The following is a 19,995-nucleotide window of genomic DNA, read 5'->3' on the forward strand; positions in this document are numbered from 1 at the left end:
GAGAACATGGACAGAATCGTACAACTCGTCAAACAAGACCCAATGCGAATGAAGGCGCTTGATTGCGTCTTTCAACTCGGTTTACCTCAATCTTATCTTGCTGCGGGGTTTGTTCGTAATCTCGTTTGGGATTACTTACACGACAAGCCCGATCCCACGCCCCTCAACGACCTTGATGTGATTTATTTCGATCCAACCGAAACACGCTGGGATGCGTATCTGGAATACGAAGAAAGGCTCAATAGCATGATGCCAGAACTAAACTGGCAGGTTCGAAATCAGGCTGCCATGCATGAACGAAACGGCGACCCCGCGTATGTGAGTTCGGTTGACGCTATGCGCTACTGGCCGGAAAAAGAAACCGCAGTTGGCATTCGAATACTGGGCGATAACCAATACGAATGCGTGTCAGCCTTCGGCTTTGAGTCTCTGTTCGCCCTTCACGTCACACATAACCCCAAACGGGAACGTGCGGTATTTGAACAACGCATGAATTCAAAAGGGTGGTTAACGCACTGGCCTAAGTTGAAGGTGGTTATGCCTGCTGACTAGCGTCAGTTCAGGCGTGTTGGAAATGTTTCAAGTATTGAGAATCAGGCAATCAGCCTTTTTATTCCAGAACATTATTCCACAACATTATTCCACAACATTATTCTTCGACATTCGGCTCAAGTGGCTTGGGTTTTTCAGTTAGGTTTTGATAGGCAAAAGAGAGGGCGATCACCGTTATGATGGTGACGACATAACTCAAAAAGGTGAGTAGAGCAGGAGGAACGGAGAGCAGCGCAAAAGGGACCAAAAAGAAACCAAAGATGAAGGGTGTAACCGCCACAACACAAAACATATATAAGGTTTTTTGAGCGGTTTGATGCCATGCATAGGGAAACGATACGCCTTGTCCAAGCGCGATTGCTGGGAACACCAAACTCAAGCGGCAAGAGATGACTCCTGCAACGATGGCCAATATGCCGACCACAGCACCAATCAACGGCGTCAGCAGAAAGATCACGTAGACTCCGACTAAAAGCGCACTATAGTGAGCAAAAAACCACAGTTCTATTTTTCCTATGGTAAATCGTCCCCATTTGGGTACTGAATCTTCCCCTTGCAGCACAATCCTATGAACGTTGATGGCGATGATTGTACTTAGCAATGCTTCAATGAAAGTCACTGCCCAGTAAAACAATTCGTCTTGTAATTCTATCGCTACCAAGTTCACGAGTATCGCTATCAGAATTGGAATAATGGTTGTGCGAAGCAGCACCGTTTTGTTTCTGAAGGTGAACCAAAAAGTGCTTGAAAGCGTGTCACTAAACATCGAGATTTCCTTTCCAATCCATTGTCTGAACTCATTTTGTCAGTGAGCCATACTCTACGCTAACGCAATCTGTCTTACAGCAGACACTCATTGGTAAGACAATAGTTCGAAAAACGTTGAAGGGGGATTTTGCAGTGTGCAGGCGCAATGTTATTTGCGTGTGTCTTTCAGGATTTGTTTTAGCTCCTGAATCTCGGCTTTCAGGGCTTTTACTTCTTCATACACCGCGTGATCTTTGGCTTCTTGTTCCGCTTTCTTTTCGGGGGTGCTGATCAGCCAGGATGCAAATACGGCGGTAAAGCTACCAAACAAACCGACTCCCATGGTGATCAATATGATCGCCACAATCCGCCCTTCAAATGTCACGGGATAGAAGTCGCCATATCCGACGGTAGTGATGGTGATAAACGTCCACCAAAATGCGTCTGCTGCGGTTTGAATGTTGGCGCCTGGAATGCCTCGTTCAAGATAAAGCACATAGATAGAGCCAAACACCATCATCATTAATGATGTAACGATCAGAAAGTGAAGGGACGACGAGGCTTTGTTTTCTGTGATCGCATGGCTGATCATCGAAATGGATTTGATAGCACGCACCAAACGCACGACACGAAGAATGCGCGCATATTGGTTAATATCCATCAAGGGAATGCAGGAGATGAGATCAAGCCATCCCCATTTCATATATTCCATTTTATTCGGCGCAGCACGGAACTGTTGCACGAAATCGACGAAGAAGACTAAACAAATCAACGTGTCGACGTAGAAAAGTATTTCCCTCGCTTCCTCTGAAAGTGGAAACAGCATTTCCACCATCAGAGACAGGACAACAAACAGCGACAGAACCAAAACCCCAATTTGAAATGGCGTTACGGATTCGGGTAATCGTTCGTTGAGATGTGTTGTCCTTAGGTTGATCATGTGGCGTTAATCCTGCTCTGCGATTTCACGAGACAAGGTGCGGTAAGCGTTTGTCACAGGAATAACAATTTGAGAGAACAATGCAGTTCCCCACAAAAGGTTACCCAGAATAGCGGGAATGTAGGGCACCAATATCAAAGCCAATATCGCCATGATGATACCAAACCATCGGATTTTCGCGGTCGCAAATTGGTGAGCTTTACGCAACTCGATGATGTTCTGAATCACCAAGAGGCTATACAAGTAAACGGCCAGTCCAAGGCAACCTATCACTGCGTATTTGTAAGGGTAGCTTTCCCAGAAGCCGACTTTCACTTCAGCGGAAAGCGCGACGCCAACACAGACCGCCGATAGCATTAAAGTCACGTGCGCAAGCGTCCAAATGGTTAAGGTTTTCTGGCTGGTATCTTTGGGTTTGCCGTTACCAACAAAGTCAAAGTACATCCAGCACATCGCAAAAATCGCTGCTCCGCCAATCACATAGTTCACAAATACATCGGCAGTCACCGTACCAATACCAACGTCAGACAAGGTGATAACAAGCTTAAAAAAGCCTTCGCCAGCAACAATCAACAGTAACAAAGCAAAACGTTCTGCCATGTGACCTATACGCGGTACACAGCGATCGAAGCGTGTGACCCCGATTTTTGGCATGGCAAATAGGCACATCATCAGCACAACCCCAGCGCCAAACAGCAGATAGCCATAAGGCTGTGGCAGGAAAGCACTTACGGCAAAGATGGTCGCCCCAATACCGTAGTTACGGGACATTTCGCACGGAAATGGGTCTTGGCTATTCGCGCCAACAAACCGCGCTCGCCGGTAAAGGTTGGCAATAATAAAACGGTTTATGGCGTAACCCATGGCAAAGAACGACCAGCCATTGCCATCTATCGTCGAGATCGAGGAAGACATCAACATCACAGTGATGATTTGTGCCGACATCATGTAGCGATGGTGAATGTCTGTGCTGACATAAATGGAGTTGAACAGGCTGAGGTCAAACCACGCAAGCCAGATAACAATGAATAGGGCTGCAAAGACGAAAAAACCGCTGAAACCCAAATGGTGACTCAGATAGTTACCCAGCACAAAGATAGACACCACATGCACAAGGTCATAGAACAGCTCCATCCAGTGAACATGATCACTGTTTGAGTCGCTATCAAGATAGTGTTGTGGCTTCCGCCATAATGGGTGATCTGAAAAACTCATAACAACTTCCGTGTATCAGGAATGACTGAATTAGACGTGCATTCTAATTCCCAACCTCTCGGTCATATTTATTGATATTGAGAAAGCAGTCCCGAAATTTCGAGCTAAGGGTGATATGAGCGTAAGGCGCTTGTTCATACTGGCGACCCGCTTGATATTCGTGTTATGTTATAACATAACAATTAAGAACAAAGTGAATGGATGCTAGCAATGTCAGTTGGTGCAATACAAAAGTTACCAGTAACGGTGTTATCTGGTTTTCTAGGTGCAGGTAAAACGACAATTCTCAGTCATCTACTCAACAACGTAGACGGAAAAAAAATCGCCGTCATCGTGAATGACATGAGTGAAATAAACATAGATGCCGCGATAGTTAAAGATCAGGTATCGCTGAACCATAGCCAAGAAAAGCTCGTTGAAATGAGCAATGGGTGTATCTGCTGTACGCTTCGTGAAGACTTACTGGTTGAGGTTTCCAACCTCGCCAATAGCGGGAAGTTTGATTATCTCGTGATTGAATCCACGGGTATTTCTGAGCCTCTTCCTGTCGCTGAAACCTTTACGTTTACGGATGAAAATGGCGTTTCACTTTCAGATGTCGCACAGCTCGATACCATGGTCACCGTGGTTGATGCCGTCAATTTCCTCAAAGATTTTGATGAAGCCAAAGATCTGACCGAAACGGCAGAATCGTTGGGCGAAGAGGACGAGCGAAGTGTCGCCGACCTCCTTGTGGATCAAGTGGAGTTCGCTGATGTCATTCTGATCAGCAAAACAGACGTTGCCTCACCCGATGACCTGCAGCGCTTAATTGCCATCCTTAAAAGCCTCAACACCGAAGCCAAGATCATCCCGATTGCGGAAGGCAACGTAGACACTGACGCCATCTTGAACACTCGTTTGTTTGATTTCGAACGCGCTCAACAAGCACCGGGTTGGCTAAAGGAAATGCGCGGTGAACACATACCTGAAACCGAAGAGTACAACATTGGTAGTTTTAGCTACTTGGCGCGTCGTCCTTTCCATCCTGAAAAATTCCATCAATTCCTTCATCGCACAGAAAACTACGGCAAATTGCTGCGCTCAAAAGGGTACTTCTGGCTAGCCTCTCACCCTGATTTTGCATGGCAATGGAGCCAAGCGGGTGGTATGGCGAGATACGGCGCAGCGGGACTCTTCTGGAAAGCCGTTCCAAAGGAAGAATGGCCGACAGACACTGATTACCTCGAATCCATTCAAAAGCAATGGGTAGAACCGTTCGGCGATAAGCGTCAAGAGCTTGTTTTCATCGGCCAAGGGCTAGATCAAGCCCAAATGATGGCCGACTTGGATGCGTGCTTGCTGAATGACGATGAACTCTCAAAAGGCCACGCTTATTGGCAAGACGTAAACGACCCATTCATTACGGCGGAGTGACCACATGTATTCTGATACTTCTCTTTCTCAAACTGACACCATCGGCCCTTACCCTGCTGAGGCTGTTACGCGCACAGAAGCGATAGGTTCGCATCCCACTGTGCTAGGTGACATCTACCGTGATGACACAAACATCGCGATTTGGGAGAGAGAACTCCCAATGACAGTTCGAAACGCTGTCAGCGCGTTGATCAAAGAGAAGCCCCATTACCAAGCTTCCATGAACGTCACACCAGACAATGTGCGCGAAAGCCTAGAAGAATCTCTCGATCTGGTGGTGCATCAATCACTGATCAATGACATCGAGCTACTGGTTAACATGTTCTGCTGTTTGTTTGATCTCAAACGTGCAGGCTTGCGGTTAACGGTGATTGATAAAGCCATGTGTCCGCGTTTTCACACCGATAAAGTCCCTTGTCGTTTGGTCACCACGTATCAAAACGTTGCGACAGAATGGCTGCCCCACAATGTTGCCGACCAATCCAAGCTAGGAAGAGGAAGCGACGGTAAACTGGACAGCGAATCAGGCTTGTACAACAGTGAGGCAGAAATCCGTCAGCTCAATTGTTTTGACGTCGCCTTACTCAAAGGGGAAAGCTGGGAAGGAAACGAAGAAGCAGGTCTTGTACACCGATCCCCCGCGCATGATCCTGACCAATGCCGACTGCTTTTAACGCTCGATTTTGCGGATTGATGGAAGAGGTAGGATTTGAGCCAGAGAGTCTTAGGCCGTGACTGCTAAGCTCATGCCTAACGCAGACAGCCCCACATGGGGCTGTTTTTCGTTATCGGCGATCAAGCGGTTTTCGCCAAACCAGATAGAGAACAAACACGCCGCCCAATGCAGCCGCCAAGGCCAATTCATCCAACAGCGCCTAACTTTTAAAACGTCCTTCCATGAAATGCACCGTGCATTCATCTTCTCGGTTGGGTTCAGTGACAATATGTTGATTGATGATTCCGGATGACAAGAAAGTACCGAAACCCCTTTCGTTTCAGAAGTAAGATATCTAACTAACACATTGAAAATAAACCAATGCTCTGTCTTTGTCTCATTAACGTCATGTAGAAGAAAACTGGCGATCACTATCTTGTCTTTTTCCACTGTAAAGCTTCTTCGGTCAGCTTAAGGTCCGTTGACTTTGCGCTGGCTTCTTTCAGTTTCGAAAAGGATGAACGCAATGTCAGAACAATCAAAAAATGGAATCAACAGACGTCGTTTTATTGCAGGTTCAGCGGCTGCTTCCGGCACGTTGATGCTCGGTGGTATCGCTCCGGCATTTGCGCGTGGAGACAGCAAAAGACCAGGCACACCTTACGGCGTGGCAAGTGGTGACGTGACACAAGGTGAAGCTATGCTTTGGTCTTCGTCCAAAGTACCTGCCCAGATGTGGGTTGATGTTTCCTATCACGAAGATTTCAGCAGGCACATGACTTTACAGGGCCCTAATGCACTGGGCGAAACTGGGTTTTCCAGCAAACTGGCAATTAACGGTTTGGCACCAGGCCAGAAAGTCTTTTACCGTGTTCGCTACCAGTCGTTAGAAGATTGGCAAAGCTGGGGCGAGCCCGTGGTGGGTTCGTTTAATACGCCACCGGCAGTGGCTTCTAACATCCGGTTCCTTTGGTCGGGCGATACTGCAGGGCAAGGCTGGGGGATCAACGAAGAGTGGGGCGGAATGCGCATTTATGAAACCATGCGTCAGACTGCACCGGATTTCTTCATTCATTGTGGCGATACCATTTATGCGGATGGCCCGCTGAAAGAAGAAGTCACCCTCAAGAGCGGCGATGTGTGGAAGAACATTGTCACGCCAGAAAAAGCCAAAGTGGCGGAGACGCTTCAGGAATTTCGCGGGAATTTCTCCTACAACATGATGGACAAGAACGTTCGTGCCTTTAACAATGAAGTGCCGATGATTGTACAATGGGATGACCACGAAACCGTGAACAATTGGTATCCGGCAGAAGTGCTAAACGATGAGCGTTATCAGAACGAACAGAGCGTAGCCTTGCTCTCTGCCCGAGCGCGTCGTGCTTTCTTTGAAATGAACCCGATTCGCAGTACCGACACGGATCCTCAACGTATTTACCGTAAATTTCATTACGGCCCACTGCTGGATGTATTTGCGATTGATATGCGCAGCTATCGCGGAGATAACGGGGCGAATAATCAAACCGAACAGAACGCAGATACTGCTTTCTTTGGCAGCAAGCAAATCCTTTGGCTCAAGCAACAACTGCTGGCGTCAAAAGCCACGTGGAAGGTTGTTGCTTCAGACATGCCAATTGGCATGATTGTCTATGATGACTGGAAGACCAAATCGACCTTTGAAAACATGGCAAACGGCAATGGACAGCCCAAAGGGCGTGAACTCGAAATGGTTGAGTTGCTGCGTTTCATCAAGCAGAACAAGATTGAAAATGTGGTTTGGCTGACCGCAGATGTTCACTACACGGCTGCGCATTATTATGATCCAAACAAAGCGCAGTTCCAGGACTTCGAACCCTTCTACGAGTTTGTCTCTGGTCCGCTCCATGCAGGCACCTTCGGCCCGAGTGACATGGATAATACCTTTGGTCCGCAAGTCTTGTTCAGCAAGCATCCGGAAGGCGGACAAATCAATCTGCCACCATCAGCGGGCTTACAGTTCTTCGGACAAGTGGATATTGATGGTGAATCGGAAGAAATGAAGGTGACGTTGAAAGATCTGGTTGGCAGCAGTTTATACACCAAGACGCTGACACCGAAGAAACCCGCGTAATGAAAACAGCCCTCCTGTTTATGGGAGGGCTGTTTGCGCGTTAGCGACTAAAACTTAGCTTCGGTGATTGCATCAAAAGGAAAACCGATTGCTTGGAAAGACACTTTAAGACATCAAGACTTTTGCCATGAATAGGCAATGGCATTCAGTGTAGTCTCAGTTTAGTTTATTCGAAGCCAATGGCCTAGATCTCCGAATCCACGTCACTTCTGTCCAAGAGCGTGCTGGCGCAGTTCACAGCAAACATTTACTTTGGGTTACTCGATTCCGAGTAACTTTATTGCTATGTTTCGCAAAATATATTGAGAATCGCGTGCGCGTTATTTTTCCAGATACCGTGCAGAATAATGTCTGGATTGGCTGAGGGCAAAATGAAAACTAAGATAATTATGTCGTTTCTGCTTGCTGCATTGTGTGTCAGTGTCAGTGCCAAGGAGTCGAAATACCATTCTGCGCTAACAGTCAAAACGGTATTCAGTGAGGACAGAAACAAACCTGTAGAAGTCTATTACTGGTATCCCACGACGAACGAAAAAAACAACTTCACGTTTGGAAAGGGCAACATTTTTAAACCCGTCGAAACACAGTTAGACGCCCCTTTAGCCCGTGGCAAATTTCCCGCTGTGCTTTTGTCGCAGGGCGGAACACGGTCAGCGTTTTCCCACAGTGGTTGGATAGCCTCAAGCCTGGCGCAACAAGGTTATGTCGTTATTATACCTAAGCCTCCAGCACCGAACGAAATCAATGCAGAAATGGCCGTCGATGAAATCACATTCAGAACCAGTGATTTGGTGCTTGGGCTGAAAGCATTGAGTTCGGTCGGAATACTGTCCGAAGGAGTGGATACTGGTGAGGTACAGGGTGTCGGCTTTTTTCTAGGTGGCACGTCAATGCTGATGCTCTCCGGCGCGCAAATAAGTCCGGAAAAATACCGAACATCGTGTGAAGACGGCACCAATATAGACTGTCATTGGTTACGTGAAAATAACGTTGACGTTACCAAAATCCCAGATCAAAAATTCCACCGATTTCAGTCTGAAAACAAACTGAAATCGGTGGTCGTTATTAACCCTGAGCTAACTAAAACCTTTGTCCCTGAAACGCTGACCTTGATGAACAATGCCATCACCGTGGTGACGCTCTCTGCTGGGCTACATCCCGCACTGACCCCTGCCGAACCACTTGTTGCTCTTCCCAATGTAACACTTCAAGATATACCCAGTGCGACTCAGTTTAGTGCGTTCGCAGAATGCACTGAGCGTGGCATTAAAATTCTCGCATCAGAAGGGGAAGAAGCACTTTGTCAGGGGCGTGACGAGGTTTCCGTAAAGGATAGCCACCAGCAAATTTTGGATGTCATTCTGGCTCAGTTAACAAAGTCATAAGAATAGCCAAAAAGCGGTACTCTCTTCCGCATTGTCTGCTTAAACAAGCAAAGCGCGAAGTGAGTTTTCACGTTTTTCTGGCTAGTCTCGACCTAAAAATCAGCTACGTTTTTAAGCACAATACGGATAATCATCAAATAAATAATGGGTTAGCAACGGCAAGGTTGTCCCCACAAGCAAGTTAGCTTTTGGCTCTAGATTATTTGTGTCCAAACCCGTGTCAGGCCGATCAGTTCTGGCACGTTCATGCCCCAAAGTCAGCCAATCTTAATTTTAACGCAGTAATGTAGACATTTTTTTACATAGTTATTGTAATCTTAACTGAGTTTTTTCATGTATATAAGTGGCTCTTCACCGTTTAGGGTGGAAAGCCATACAAAGGACTAAAGCGATTTTGGGTGGTTTGGTTAGCTCCTGTAATCACAACGTTATGCTCTAGAGGGAAAATTATGATTTTTACTACTACAGAAAGTATTCCAAATCGTGAGATTGAGGATATTCTGGGTGTTGTAACTGGAAGTGTTGTCCAAACAAAGCATGTTGGTAGAGACATTATGGCTGGTTTAAAAAGCATTGTTGGTGGAGAATTAAAAGGCTATACGGAAATGCTTTCAGAGGCTAGGGACAAAGCTATTCAGCGGCTAGTTTCTGAAGCGACTGACTTAGGTGCTGATGCGGTAGTAGGTATTCGGTTCTCTACGAGTGCCATAAAGGATGGCTCATCTGAAATTATGGCTTTCGGAACAGCAGTGAAGTTACGAACATAACAAATAAGAATAAGTGTCGCGTAGCCGGCACTTTATTCGGGTGTTGAACAATACCCTTTCATCACCATGGCATGAGCATTTCCCGAAACTCAACGTATTCGAAACGAGCATCCTGTATCATTGGTTCTAAATGACTTCTGTCCAAAAGCAATGCAGGCACACCGGCAGAGACACGTTTTGAGTCGCTATTCCCCACACCTGACTGCTGCCATAATTTGAGGTCTAACCGTTGCGTCCATATCTGCAACACTGATCGACGCTAAATGATTCAGCATTGAATTTTCTGCACTTGCGTAGAATTCATTTATATACCCTCCCAGTATGTTTGAAATCGGCTCTGCTCCCTCTGGGTGTCGTGCAAACACCTCTACTTTTTGGCATGCAGACTCATAAACTTCTCGCAAATTGATCTCTGATGGAGGGCGCGCCAACTTACTGCCTCCGCTAGCACCTCTTTTAGTTTCAACCAGTTGGGAGTTGTTCAGCCGAACGAGTACGCGTCTCAGTACCACAGGGCTTGTACCAAAGCTCTTCGCCAAAATGGTAGATGACACTAGCCTATCTTCAGTTGATGCGAGGTAGCCGACGATGTGTAGTCCAATGGCAAAATCAATGTTCATAATTAAATGTAACCTAATCAGTTGCATTATGTGATTTCTAATTGTAACCTTTTTAGTGTTAATTTGAAATCGACACATTAAAGGAGTGAGGTGTGAATACATCGGGAATGTTAAAGGTATCTGCGGTTTTATGGGTGATATGGGGTTTAGTACATACGCTCGCGGGTACTATTGTGATGAGTAATGACGCGGCGATGGCCGTGCAGGCCGTTGCTGATGGGGTAGACCCCAATTTGCTTCTGGCGGAGTATCCTGCCGCAGCGGGGGCAATTATTAACCAGCATGGTTGGAATTTAGCATGGTTTGGTGTTGTAACCATTATTGGCGGCATATTTATTTGGCGTGGCAATGTGACGGCAATTTTCATATCAGCATTGGTGGGTGGTTTAGCTGACTTGGGCTACTTTATGTTCCTAGACTTAGGTGGTTTTGTGAATTTTGTGCCGGGTACAGTCATGACGATAGTGTCATCGCTAGCCATTGTTCTAAGCTTCCTCGCCTACTTTCGACGAAACAACTAACAGCCTTTTTAAGCGTGCGATCGGTCATCACCGGTCGCATTGTTTCTCTCTCATTCTCCATTCCTCTCTAACGTATCAGTTGAAATAGGAAGTGATGGAAAGTCAGATAGTGATTCAGTTCTTTTGACGTCAATGGTTAAATCCTAACCATTCATGCGGACGCTCTGTGTTGAAAAGGCTTTCTGTGCAAACAGTTGGCAATGTTTGTTGTCGATAGGTCCATATATAGAAAGGGCCAGGGGCATAGGCTGTGATTCATCCAGAAGTCTCTTTAGGTTTGCTAGGGTGGTCGCGGCGTAGAATCTAGCGGTGAAGAGAGTATCAACCCGCTCACCGTCTAAAAGGAAAACAATATCTTCGCTTCCCATGTATTGAGATAGTAGATATTTGTCGCTTGCGTCTTTTCCTAGAATACTGACCAACAAATTTTCTGGGCAATGTAGTCGTTCAATTTGGTAGATGAAGCTACTTTCGTTGGTATTAAGCGGCGTTTTCATTTTCAACTCCCAACCATCGTCTGCCACATTAGCTAGAAATTGTCTTTCGAAGAGTTGGTGTTTTGACTCTGTCAGTTCTAGCGAGTAGCGAATCACTTTAAACGACAGGCTCATACAGGCAACCAAGATAATAATGGCAAAAGTGGTGATGTGGCACCTCATTGTATTTACCCCGTTCGTTGGAATGATATCACCAGAGGTGATGCAGAAATGGCTAAAAGAAGAAAGTTATAAACAATCGCCCCCCACCCATCGTGAACAAAAACATAGGTAGGATAGTCGATAGACATAATTCCAATTCTCATGATATTCATAAAGGCGAGGGTGATAAACATGAGAAATATCCACTTGATGTTCAGTTTTTTGTAACCTATGAGGAAGTAAATGCACATCCAACCGAGAAGAACAAAAGAGAAATTAGAAAAAACCGAACAACCAATTCCAATAGAAAGATTGTGACCATCGCTAAGCATGAGATGATTCTTATCGACATAGAGATCTGTGTAAAAGGGAGAAAGAAATTTACCTATAATCCAAGTTTCGGCGTTAAGTATCATATTACTGGATACTTTGAATAGACAGTTTTGCCAGATGAAACTCAACGCCAGCATAAAGAGAATTGCCAGTTCTTCTTTGAACTCCCCTGTTTGAATTCGATATGTGATTATTGCTAGTAGCAAACCAACCCAAGCGGCTAAAGAGCTGGGGATTATCGAGAATATAGCAAGAATACAGCAAGGTATGATCAGATTCGTTTGCGAGTCACGGTTTGAGAAGTGCAAGTAGATGATTGAGAAGAATGCTAATAGAAGAACCGGATTAATAGGAATTGAGCTTAGCCCTTGCGACCAAGAAATAAAGCCACCTGTTAACCCGTTGATACTTGCTAATAATGCGAGCAAGAAGAATAAGGTGTAATTAAATACACCTTGTTCTGTTTTTTGCTCCTGCTTAGTATGCATCGACTTATTTCTCGTCGAGACGTAGTGCCCGTTTTCTCATGTATAAGCCTATCCCAGCTGCGGAAAATAATAATGCTGCCCCCAAAATCCCAGATGAGAACTCTCCCATTGGTGCAGAAGAAGAAGATGCACAGTGAGGGTTTCCAACATGCTTTCCATTTCCACATACTGCATCGGGTACAGCGTAGGTATAGGTGGATATGAGAAGAAAACCTGACGATAAAATCAATTTAAAACCATTATTCATCGATATGCCCTTAAGGTATGTATCGTTTACTATTTTGTTTCTCAAAAAGCATATTATTTGCAATTTGAAAAAAATTCCTTTGTGATAACCTCGGAAATAAGGCTATGAATTTACCGATACAAGAAGCATTCCAGCATGATGTTCGGTATTTTTTCCACCGGATAAGCTGAATCGAATCGTTGCCTAGGTCATATAATTACGAAAGTGATACGCAATGAATATCGGGTTATCTGGGTATTTCGGACTGGTATGAAAATAGGGTGTTCGAATGAGCACCCTAGAATGTTCGATGTGATGACTAGATTTTCATCACTAACTTGCCGCGAACGCGACCTTGAGCGCTGATTTCAAAAGCCGTAGGTACGTCCTCTAGAGTAAAGGTCTGCGCTACTGTCACGGTCAATTGACCTGCATCCACTAACTCTGCGATCTGTCGCAACTGTTCACCATTGGCCTGAACAAATACGAATTCTGCAGATACACCGAGGGCTTTTGCTTCGGCTTCAATTTCCGGTGAGATACCCGTGATAGAAACGAGCTTACCGCCACGCTTTAATATATTGAGAGACTTGCGCTGAGCGTCGCCGCCCAAGGTATCAAACACCACGTCCACTTTTGCGCTAGCAAGAACCTCTTCAAAATCCGCTTCGGTGTAATCAATGATTTGATCTGCACCAAGGCTCGATACGAACTCTGCATTTGCAGCAGACGTTGTCGTAATCACCTCTGCACCTTTGGCTTTCGCCAATTGAATGGCAATGTGCCCAACACCGCCCGCGCCAGCATGAATAAGCACACGTTGGCCTGCTTCAAGTTGACCTGCGTTAAATAGAGCCTGCCAACTCGTCAAGCTGACCAAGGGATAAGCAGCAGCGACGGTGTTATCAACAGAGCTGGGGGCTTTCGCCAGATTGTTTACATTCACCACGCAATATTCAGCAAAGGCACCATCATAGCCAATCACTGGCATGGCAAATACACGGTCACCGATGTTAAATTCGGATACTTCTTCACCCAGTTCAACAACGTCACCCGACAGATCCCAACCTAGCGTTAAAGGCAGGGCTTGGTTCACTAGCACCGCCAAATCCCCGCTAGCTATTTTCCAATCCACAGGGTTGATGCCTGCTGCGGCGACTTTCACTAAAACCTCGCCTTTACTCGGCACTGGACGGTTTACTGATTCTGTTGAAATTTGACCATAGTCTGAAATTCGTAGCGCTTTCATATTATTACCCTTCCTAATCATCTGTGAATGCGTCGTTATCGTTTTGATGGGATAACTATATTTTTTCCAAATGAGATAAAAAATAGGGATAATGTGGAAACAATTATTCCAAATTGGAACAGATGAATGGACAAGTTAGAAGCCATGCGAACTTTTGTGCGCGTTACTGAAGCGGGGAACTTCTCCCGAACCGCTGCGGATTTTGGCGTGTCGCCGTCTTTTATTAGCAAGCAGATCGCTTACTTGGAAAGTGAACTGGGTGTTCGTCTTCTTCAACGAACCACACGCTCGATCAGTTTGACGCAAGTAGGGGAGGAGTATTTAACGCAATGTAAGCAAATCCTTGAGCATATTTCTGTCGCAGAGTCGAACCTGACCGAATTGAGAGGCGCGCCTTCCGGCCGGCTACGAATTAGCTTTTCGAGTATTCTTGGCGAGAAAAATACCGCGGCGTGTTGTACCGAATTTATGCAGCTTTACCCCGATGTGGATTTGGATATTCTTATCGACGATCGTGTTGTTGATTTGGTGGAAGAGGGCTTTGATCTTTGCATTCGAGCAAGCACACAAATGCCTGATTCTTCGCTAATTCGAAAAAATATCGGAGAGATGACAACACACTTATTGGTTTCAAAAAGTTACATCGAAAAATACGGCGAACCCAAGCATCCTTCGGAACTCTCTTCCCACAGATTCATCGGTCATACTTACGTTAAGAATTCGGTTTTCACCTTCAAACATGATGACGGGATAGACAAGGTGACCATACCCAAGAAAGTGCGCGTGAATAGCACATACTTTGTGCGTCAGTTAGTTGAAACGGGCGAGGGGATTGCCTTTCTTCCTGCTTACTTTAAAAACTCTAATCCTGACTTGGTGACATTACTTCCGCACTGCCATCCATCAAGTATCGACATCAGTGCGGTTTACCCTGAACGGGCTTTTACGCCAGTTAAAACCCATAAATTTATCGCCTTTTTCCAAGAATGGTTTCAACGCCATATGGGAGGATGTTGAGGCCTTATTTTGAAGCGAAAACAGGATCTAATTGAATGTGACAGTGGGTTGATAGAATGGGTTGTGGCTGTCACTTGAGTAAAGTTGCTGTGAGTTGAAACTCAAAGCGCATTCTGCGAAATGGGAGAGGGTAGCGTACAGTGGTGAAGAAATGATACAAAATACCTTAGGTGTGCGTGTCGGCATAGGAAGCGAAAGGATGATGTTTGTGAAGACAAAACAGATTGTGATTGGATTGGTGGCGATGCTACTCAGTGGGGTCGTGCATGCAGAAGCGGTATGGATTGATACCCGAAGCGCAGCCGAACACTTTTTCGATCACATTCCGGGTGACATCAGGTTTTCTCATACCGATATCGTTAACGAAGTGACGGCGCTTTACCCCGATAAAAACCAAGAAATTCGTCTATATTGCCTCAGTGGCGTTCGTTCTGGAAAAGCAATGAAAGCGCTCAAAGCTGAAGGCTACCAGAATGTATTTAACGCGGGTGGCATTGAAGACGCGAGAGCCCAGCGCGGTTTGCTTGACGAATGATTAGGTGATCTGTGAGTTGGCGTTCAACGGAACCTCCAATGAACCTTGTTTTGCTGCTCTTCTGATGGACACACCCACATATGGATGAACGCCTGAGTGCGTCCATCCACAAAGCGTTTATTTGTCGCTACCATTCGACAGGGCGGTTTACACCTCTTCCATCTTCAATGGTCGTTTCAATGACACCTTCCCCTTCTTTAACTTGTAGAACAGCATAGTAGAGCGGCTCATCACTGAGGTTGCGCCAACAGCGAACACCTTCAGGCGAAACGCGTACCACTGAGCCTGGTTTAACCTCAAAGCGATCATCGTCGACCATGACCTCTCCTTTACCGCCCATAAAGATGTAAATTTCTTCATGTTCAACGTGAGTATGATGAAAAGGCATAGATGCATGCGGTGCGAGCTTATTGAGTGAAAGAATCCCGCCAGACATCCCCAGTGCTTCGCTGACAAATACCTTACCTTCAATCTTAAATGGCACTGCTTCATGCGCAAAGGTGAACTGGTCAATGCTGTCTAAGCTACCGGTTGAGATAGCGCAATGGTTACGTCCTTTTGATAGTGTTTTTAGATTGTTCATTATGTCGATCCTTCGTTTAACCATCTGAAATATAAATTGGAACTGTTTTTCACGAGAAAGAAACCCTGCATTGTTTTCTCTCTTTTCTGTGGGTAGATTAAGAAGATTGACTATATGTTCAACATAATATTTTGGAGTTACCATGCCTTGGCCTGAAGCGAGAAAACAGGAAACGAGAAGGAAGATTTTAAAAAGTGCAGTGACGCTTTTTGCGCAGAGAGGTTTTAACCGCGTCTCACTGGGAGATGTAATGAAAGATGCCAAACTCACGCATGGAGCGTTTTATGCGCATTTTGAGTCCAAGCAAGAACTCTACAAGGAAGCGGTATATGCAGCGACGGAAGATAGCCCGCTGGCAGAGATCCTTAGACGGTCAGAAGGCACTTTGAGCGTTGATAAAATAGTGAGTACTTATCTCAGTCATGACCATGTTGAGCAAAAGTTCTCCCCCTGTCCGCTCGCGGCATTTGCAACCGATACGTCCAATCAAAATGGCGAGACCAAAGATGCTTATACCGAAGTATTTAAGGGCATGATCGATATATTCGAAAGCAAAACTGATGGAAGTATCACTGATCGCCAAAGCGCCTTGTCATTGGCGGCGTTGTTGATTGGCGGTGTGGTGGTGTCTCGCGCATTGAATGACAAAGAAACCATTAACGAACTTCTTGCCGCCTGTATTTCCAAAGCCCCGCAATTACTCAAGTAAAAGCGAGGCACGAGAGCAGCCAGTGGCGTTAGAGGCGAGTGTCTTATTCGCGCCTTAAAACTCACACTCAGCATCAAACGTCATGCGTTGATGGGTGTAAGGGTGATCAAACGAAAGCTGTTCGGCATGCAGGTGAAGACGCTTGTCGGGTTCGCCATATAATCCGTCACCGACCATCGGCATGTTCAAGCCTAAATGGTGCGCGCAGTGCACGCGTAGCTGATGGGTGCGGCCTGTTTTGGGGTGCATGTAAAGCTTACTGCGACCGTGTTCGGCATGAATAAGCTGCCAATACGTGGTCGCGGGTTTGCCATGTTCAAAGCAAACCAATTGGCGTGGCCTGTCGTCAGGATCGCCGCGCATCGGCAGGTTAATCTCACCGCTAGATTGTTCAACAACCCCTTCTACCATCGCGACATAGCGCTTCTCAACACCACGAGTAATGAACTGCTTTTGTAGGTTTTTGTTTGCGCGTCGAGTAAGGGCGAACACCAACAAGCCGGATGTCGCCATGTCTAATCGATGCAGAACAAAGATCTCTTCAACCTCTGGCAGCATGGCAATCACACGGGTGTAGGCCGAATCCTTAATGGTTTTTCCCGGCACGGAAAGCAGGCCTGATGGCTTGTTCACGACGATGATGGCGTCGTCCTGATAAACCACCTCTAACGCTTTATCTTCTGCCCAGTTGGTTTCGAGCGGGTTTGGATCAACCGTTAACCCTTCCAGCATGTGCCCAAGAATGGGGTTGCACTTACCGTGGCACGATGGGTAGAACTTTTTATGCTGACGCACTTCTGATTTCGGCGAAACACCCCACCAAAACTCTGCCATCGCGAGCGGGGTAAATCCGTGCTTGTAGGCATAATGCAGCAGCTTAGGCGCGGCGCATTCCCCTGCACCTGCAGGCGGCGTTGGGCTGGCGGTTGGGGCAAAAATCGCTTTGAGGGATTTTTCGTCACCGTTCGCATTGAGGAAGCAATATTGCTCAAACAGTTTGTTTTGCAGCGCGTTCGACAAGGTTTTACGTTGCTGCTTCGCATCGTCAATGGCGGCGGTTAGGGCAGTTAACTCAGAGTGAAGGGCGTCGATTTTTTCGTCCCATGCCATCTTGAGGTATTTGAGGTCGTTTTTTTCAGCAACACTTTGCTTGGCAAGCAGGTCTAGCGCGACTTTCAACGCCTCGCCCGTTAAGTGGGTTTCAGCATGCTGACGCTGCTGCTTACGCTCGGCGCGTCCTTCAATCATGGCTTGTCGTTGCTGTTGCTCTAGCGTTTTGTAGTCGGCTTGGTATTGCGCTATTTGGCCACTCAGGTGCGCTATTTGAGGGTTGGCAGAAAGTGCAGTGACTTGCGTGTTAAGGGCGGTGATCGCTTCCAATTCAGTTTGGAAGAAACACTCTTCGGCCAGCATATCAAACACAGGCGGTACGAAATTCGGCAGGATGTTTTGATCAGCAATTTTGCCTGAGAACGCGCTGAAATAACCAAGCTCCGCGCTTGGAGAACGCACGAGCAAGACGCCGAACATTTTACCTGTGCCTTCTGCCGCATTTGCGCCATCCAGTTCGTGCTCACTGTTAAGCCCAAAGTCATGCTGCCAATCGGTTTGCGTGGCAAGGTGTTGCTGCAGCTCTTGTGCAGCACGCACACAAAGCGGGTGTGGCTGATAGTAAAATGGGAAGGTAAACGCGCTCGGCAATTCGAGGTGGTCGATATTGGCGTTAAAGCGGGTAAACAGCCCGTCTGGTGTGAACAATGCGTCTGTGTGCATGGTAAAAGTCTATCAGCAACTCGATTGGGGGCGTGATTTTACCTGTTTAAGAGAGAAATACTACTTTGGGCAGCCTCGTGATAAGTCGCTTTCCATCGGTTGGTTCCGTCTTAACCTCAAAATCAGGGCTATTCGGCGTGTTTTTGCAGGCGCGTTATGTTTCACTTTCTACTTTATCTCTTCCAACGTCAGGTATTTTACATATGGAAGCATTGCCCTATCTCAAAGAGGTTAGCCTAAAGCGCGATCGGGTTGATTCATTTAGCGCCTACCCGTTTTCTATTCCGGCAGTGAATCATCTTGATACGCTCGAGTTTGCAAAAGACGTGACTATTTTAGTGGGAGAGAATGGCAGCGGTAAATCGACCCTGCTAGAAGCCATCGCAGTAGGAATGGGGTTTAACGCTGAAGGCGGTACTAAAAATTTCAATTTCGGCACCCGATCTACACACTCGTCTCTTTATGAGTATTTAGGGTTATCAAAATCCTATAAGAAACATCGTGATGGTTTTTTTCTGCGGGCGGAGAGCTTTTACAACGTCGCCACGAACATTGATGAATTGGATGAAGAACCCGGGCCTCAGCCGCCGATCATCAATTCATACGGCGGTGTCTCTTTGCATCATCAATCTCACGGTGAGTCGTTTCTTGCTTTGATGGTAGAAAGGTTTGGCGGGGAGGGGTTGTACATCCTAGACGAACCAGAAGCGGCGCTGTCGCCAACCCGACAGTTATCCGTATTGAGCCGCATGCATCAACTGGTGAAAGCCAATTCTCAGTTTATTATCGCGACGCATTCCCCAATACTGATGGCCTACCCGGGCGCGCGGATTTATCAGATCGATACGTCTGGTATCAACCAAATCAAGTACGAAGACACCGAGCATTATCAGGTCACCAAAGCGTTTTTAAACAATCCAGGCCCGATGTTGGCACAATTGTTTTCGGATTAATCGCGCTTATCAGGCTTTGCGACCGCATGGCCGTTGTCACTGAAAAAGGGCGTCGGCACGTTGTTTCCCTGAATTTTATTCTTGAGCATGAATGACATCACGGCCACGAGTGAAGCAAAGGAAAACTTAGGGTGTGGGTTAGTCGGTGGTGTGCCTTTGGCAAATTTGCCCATGACATAGCATTTCACTGGGCCAACCGCGGCCTCTTTGCCTTCACCTTGAAGCGCGGTGAGCGGAATGCCAGCGAACGGCATTTTTCTGCTGATGGTGTTTACGATAGGGGAGTGACAGCACGCGGTGTAGAAGCGATAAACGCCTTTGGGTGTCACACGCATGCAGCGCAATTGATCTGCCCCTTGGTGGATCTCAACTTGCGAGGGAGCCAGCTGGAATAAATCTGTGCCGCCGAATTCATCGAGCCATTTCTCTTCATTGCCAATGTACTTTGCGAAGCCTTGGCAGTCGTCACAGTAGCAAACCACATGGTTGCCCTTTTTAGGGGAGACGCCTTTCACTGTGCCTTTTAAGGTTCCGCATTCACACTGCAATGATAAGTCTGTCAT

Annotated in this window: 22 protein-coding genes and 1 pseudogene; 11 read left to right on the forward strand and 12 right to left on the reverse strand. The window is 46.5% G+C overall.

Going from position 1 to position 19,995, the window contains the following annotated elements:
- Window positions 1-6 precede the first annotated feature (6 nt).
- Window positions 7-552, forward strand: a complete 546-nt coding sequence (locus tag Q365_RS0102705) for a nucleotidyltransferase family protein (protein ID WP_028021897.1) — start codon at window positions 7-9, stop codon at window positions 550-552.
- Window positions 553-649: 97 nt separating this feature from the next.
- On the opposite strand, the gene Q365_RS0102710 is transcribed toward Q365_RS0102705, so the two are convergent.
- The 3 genes from Q365_RS0102710 to Q365_RS0102720 form a co-directional block, all read right to left on the reverse strand.
- The gene (locus Q365_RS0102710) at window positions 650-1,219 is read right to left on the reverse strand and encodes a hypothetical protein (protein ID WP_245621474.1); all 570 of its coding nucleotides are present in this window, start codon (window positions 1,217-1,219) and stop codon (window positions 650-652) included.
- 249 nt (window positions 1,220-1,468) lie between these two features.
- Window positions 1,469-2,239, reverse strand: coding sequence for an ion transporter (locus Q365_RS0102715; protein ID WP_028021899.1), 771 nt, complete (start codon window positions 2,237-2,239; stop codon window positions 1,469-1,471).
- A gap of 6 nt (window positions 2,240-2,245) precedes the next feature.
- A complete protein-coding gene (locus Q365_RS0102720; protein WP_028021900.1) occupies window positions 2,246-3,454 on the reverse strand; it encodes a low temperature requirement protein A in 1,209 nt (402 codons plus the stop codon).
- A gap of 210 nt (window positions 3,455-3,664) precedes the next feature.
- On the opposite strand from Q365_RS0102720, the gene zigA reads away from it, so the two are divergent.
- Together zigA and Q365_RS0102730 are read left to right on the forward strand one after the other, a co-directional pair.
- Window positions 3,665-4,870, forward strand: a complete 1,206-nt coding sequence (zigA, locus tag Q365_RS0102725; protein ID WP_028021901.1) for a zinc metallochaperone GTPase ZigA — start codon at window positions 3,665-3,667, stop codon at window positions 4,868-4,870.
- A 4-nt stretch (window positions 4,871-4,874) separates the two neighbouring features.
- Window positions 4,875-5,564: a DUF1826 domain-containing protein gene (locus Q365_RS0102730; RefSeq protein WP_028021902.1), complete on the forward strand. Its 690-nt coding sequence runs from the start codon at window positions 4,875-4,877 to the stop codon at window positions 5,562-5,564.
- Window positions 5,565-5,594: 30 nt separating this feature from the next.
- Here Q365_RS0102730 and Q365_RS26625 read toward each other — a convergent pair whose 3' ends face one another.
- Window positions 5,595-5,735, reverse strand: coding sequence for a hypothetical protein (locus Q365_RS26625; protein WP_155858975.1), 141 nt, complete (start codon window positions 5,733-5,735; stop codon window positions 5,595-5,597).
- Between the two features lie 13 nt (window positions 5,736-5,748).
- A pseudogene (locus Q365_RS27095) lies at window positions 5,749-5,829 on the reverse strand (Mobile element protein); the annotation flags it as partial.
- A gap of 222 nt (window positions 5,830-6,051) precedes the next feature.
- Here Q365_RS27095 and Q365_RS0102740 point away from each other — a divergent pair.
- From Q365_RS0102740 to Q365_RS0102750, 3 genes are all read left to right on the forward strand, one after another.
- A complete protein-coding gene (locus Q365_RS0102740; protein ID WP_028021903.1) occupies window positions 6,052-7,635 on the forward strand; it encodes an alkaline phosphatase D family protein in 1,584 nt (527 codons plus the stop codon).
- Window positions 7,636-8,006: 371 nt separating this feature from the next.
- Entirely contained in the window at window positions 8,007-9,020 is a 1,014-nt protein-coding gene (locus Q365_RS0102745) for an alpha/beta hydrolase family protein (protein ID WP_028021904.1), read from the forward strand.
- A 449-nt stretch (window positions 9,021-9,469) separates the two neighbouring features.
- On the forward strand, window positions 9,470-9,787 hold the full coding sequence (locus Q365_RS0102750; RefSeq protein ID WP_028021905.1) for a heavy metal-binding domain-containing protein: 318 nt from the start codon (window positions 9,470-9,472) through the stop codon (window positions 9,785-9,787).
- Window positions 9,788-9,972: 185 nt separating this feature from the next.
- On the opposite strand, the gene Q365_RS0102755 is transcribed toward Q365_RS0102750, so the two are convergent.
- Entirely contained in the window at window positions 9,973-10,407 is a 435-nt protein-coding gene (locus tag Q365_RS0102755; RefSeq protein WP_162176365.1) for an Rrf2 family transcriptional regulator, read from the reverse strand.
- Between the two features lie 92 nt (window positions 10,408-10,499).
- Between Q365_RS0102755 and Q365_RS0102760 the strand changes: the two genes are divergently transcribed.
- Window positions 10,500-10,928, forward strand: a complete 429-nt coding sequence (locus Q365_RS0102760) for a hypothetical protein (RefSeq protein ID WP_028021907.1) — start codon at window positions 10,500-10,502, stop codon at window positions 10,926-10,928.
- A 143-nt stretch (window positions 10,929-11,071) separates the two neighbouring features.
- On the opposite strand, the gene Q365_RS0102765 is transcribed toward Q365_RS0102760, so the two are convergent.
- From Q365_RS0102765 to Q365_RS0102775, 3 genes are all read right to left on the reverse strand, one after another.
- Window positions 11,072-11,539: a hypothetical protein gene (locus tag Q365_RS0102765; RefSeq protein WP_155858976.1), complete on the reverse strand. Its 468-nt coding sequence runs from the start codon at window positions 11,537-11,539 to the stop codon at window positions 11,072-11,074.
- A 53-nt stretch (window positions 11,540-11,592) separates the two neighbouring features.
- Window positions 11,593-12,387 (reverse strand): hypothetical protein, encoded by a 795-nt coding sequence (locus Q365_RS25315; RefSeq protein ID WP_051563719.1) that lies wholly within the window; start codon window positions 12,385-12,387, stop codon window positions 11,593-11,595.
- Between the two features lie 545 nt (window positions 12,388-12,932).
- Window positions 12,933-13,862, reverse strand: coding sequence for an NADP-dependent oxidoreductase (locus Q365_RS0102775; RefSeq protein WP_028021909.1), 930 nt, complete (start codon window positions 13,860-13,862; stop codon window positions 12,933-12,935).
- Window positions 13,863-13,988: 126 nt separating this feature from the next.
- On the opposite strand from Q365_RS0102775, the gene Q365_RS0102780 reads away from it, so the two are divergent.
- The gene (locus Q365_RS0102780) at window positions 13,989-14,879 is read left to right on the forward strand and encodes a LysR family transcriptional regulator (RefSeq protein WP_028021910.1); all 891 of its coding nucleotides are present in this window, start codon (window positions 13,989-13,991) and stop codon (window positions 14,877-14,879) included.
- A gap of 202 nt (window positions 14,880-15,081) precedes the next feature.
- Complete coding sequence (locus Q365_RS0102785; protein ID WP_245621496.1) at window positions 15,082-15,414, forward strand: rhodanese-like domain-containing protein; 333 nt, start codon at window positions 15,082-15,084, stop codon at window positions 15,412-15,414.
- A 127-nt stretch (window positions 15,415-15,541) separates the two neighbouring features.
- On the opposite strand, the gene Q365_RS0102790 is transcribed toward Q365_RS0102785, so the two are convergent.
- Window positions 15,542-15,997, reverse strand: a complete 456-nt coding sequence (locus Q365_RS0102790; RefSeq protein ID WP_028021912.1) for a cupin domain-containing protein — start codon at window positions 15,995-15,997, stop codon at window positions 15,542-15,544.
- Between the two features lie 142 nt (window positions 15,998-16,139).
- On the opposite strand from Q365_RS0102790, the gene Q365_RS0102795 reads away from it, so the two are divergent.
- Window positions 16,140-16,706: a TetR/AcrR family transcriptional regulator gene (locus Q365_RS0102795; RefSeq protein ID WP_028021913.1), complete on the forward strand. Its 567-nt coding sequence runs from the start codon at window positions 16,140-16,142 to the stop codon at window positions 16,704-16,706.
- Window positions 16,707-16,760: 54 nt separating this feature from the next.
- On the opposite strand, the gene Q365_RS0102800 is transcribed toward Q365_RS0102795, so the two are convergent.
- Window positions 16,761-18,479, reverse strand: a complete 1,719-nt coding sequence (locus Q365_RS0102800; protein ID WP_028021914.1) for an RluA family pseudouridine synthase — start codon at window positions 18,477-18,479, stop codon at window positions 16,761-16,763.
- A gap of 77 nt (window positions 18,480-18,556) precedes the next feature.
- Between Q365_RS0102800 and Q365_RS0102805 the strand changes: the two genes are divergently transcribed.
- Window positions 18,557-19,432 carry an AAA family ATPase gene (locus Q365_RS0102805; protein ID WP_245621475.1) on the forward strand — a complete coding sequence of 292 codons (876 nt, stop codon included), beginning with the start codon at window positions 18,557-18,559 and terminating at the stop codon, window positions 19,430-19,432.
- On the opposite strand, the gene Q365_RS0102810 is transcribed toward Q365_RS0102805, so the two are convergent.
- Complete coding sequence (locus tag Q365_RS0102810) at window positions 19,429-19,995, reverse strand: DUF6151 family protein (protein WP_028021916.1); 567 nt, start codon at window positions 19,993-19,995, stop codon at window positions 19,429-19,431. The two genes, Q365_RS0102805 and Q365_RS0102810, sit on opposite strands and share 4 nt — an antisense overlap.

The sequence above is a fragment of the Enterovibrio calviensis DSM 14347 genome (assembly GCF_000621165.1).
In the GTDB taxonomy this organism is placed as follows: Bacteria; Pseudomonadota; Gammaproteobacteria; order Enterobacterales; family Vibrionaceae; genus Enterovibrio; species Enterovibrio calviensis.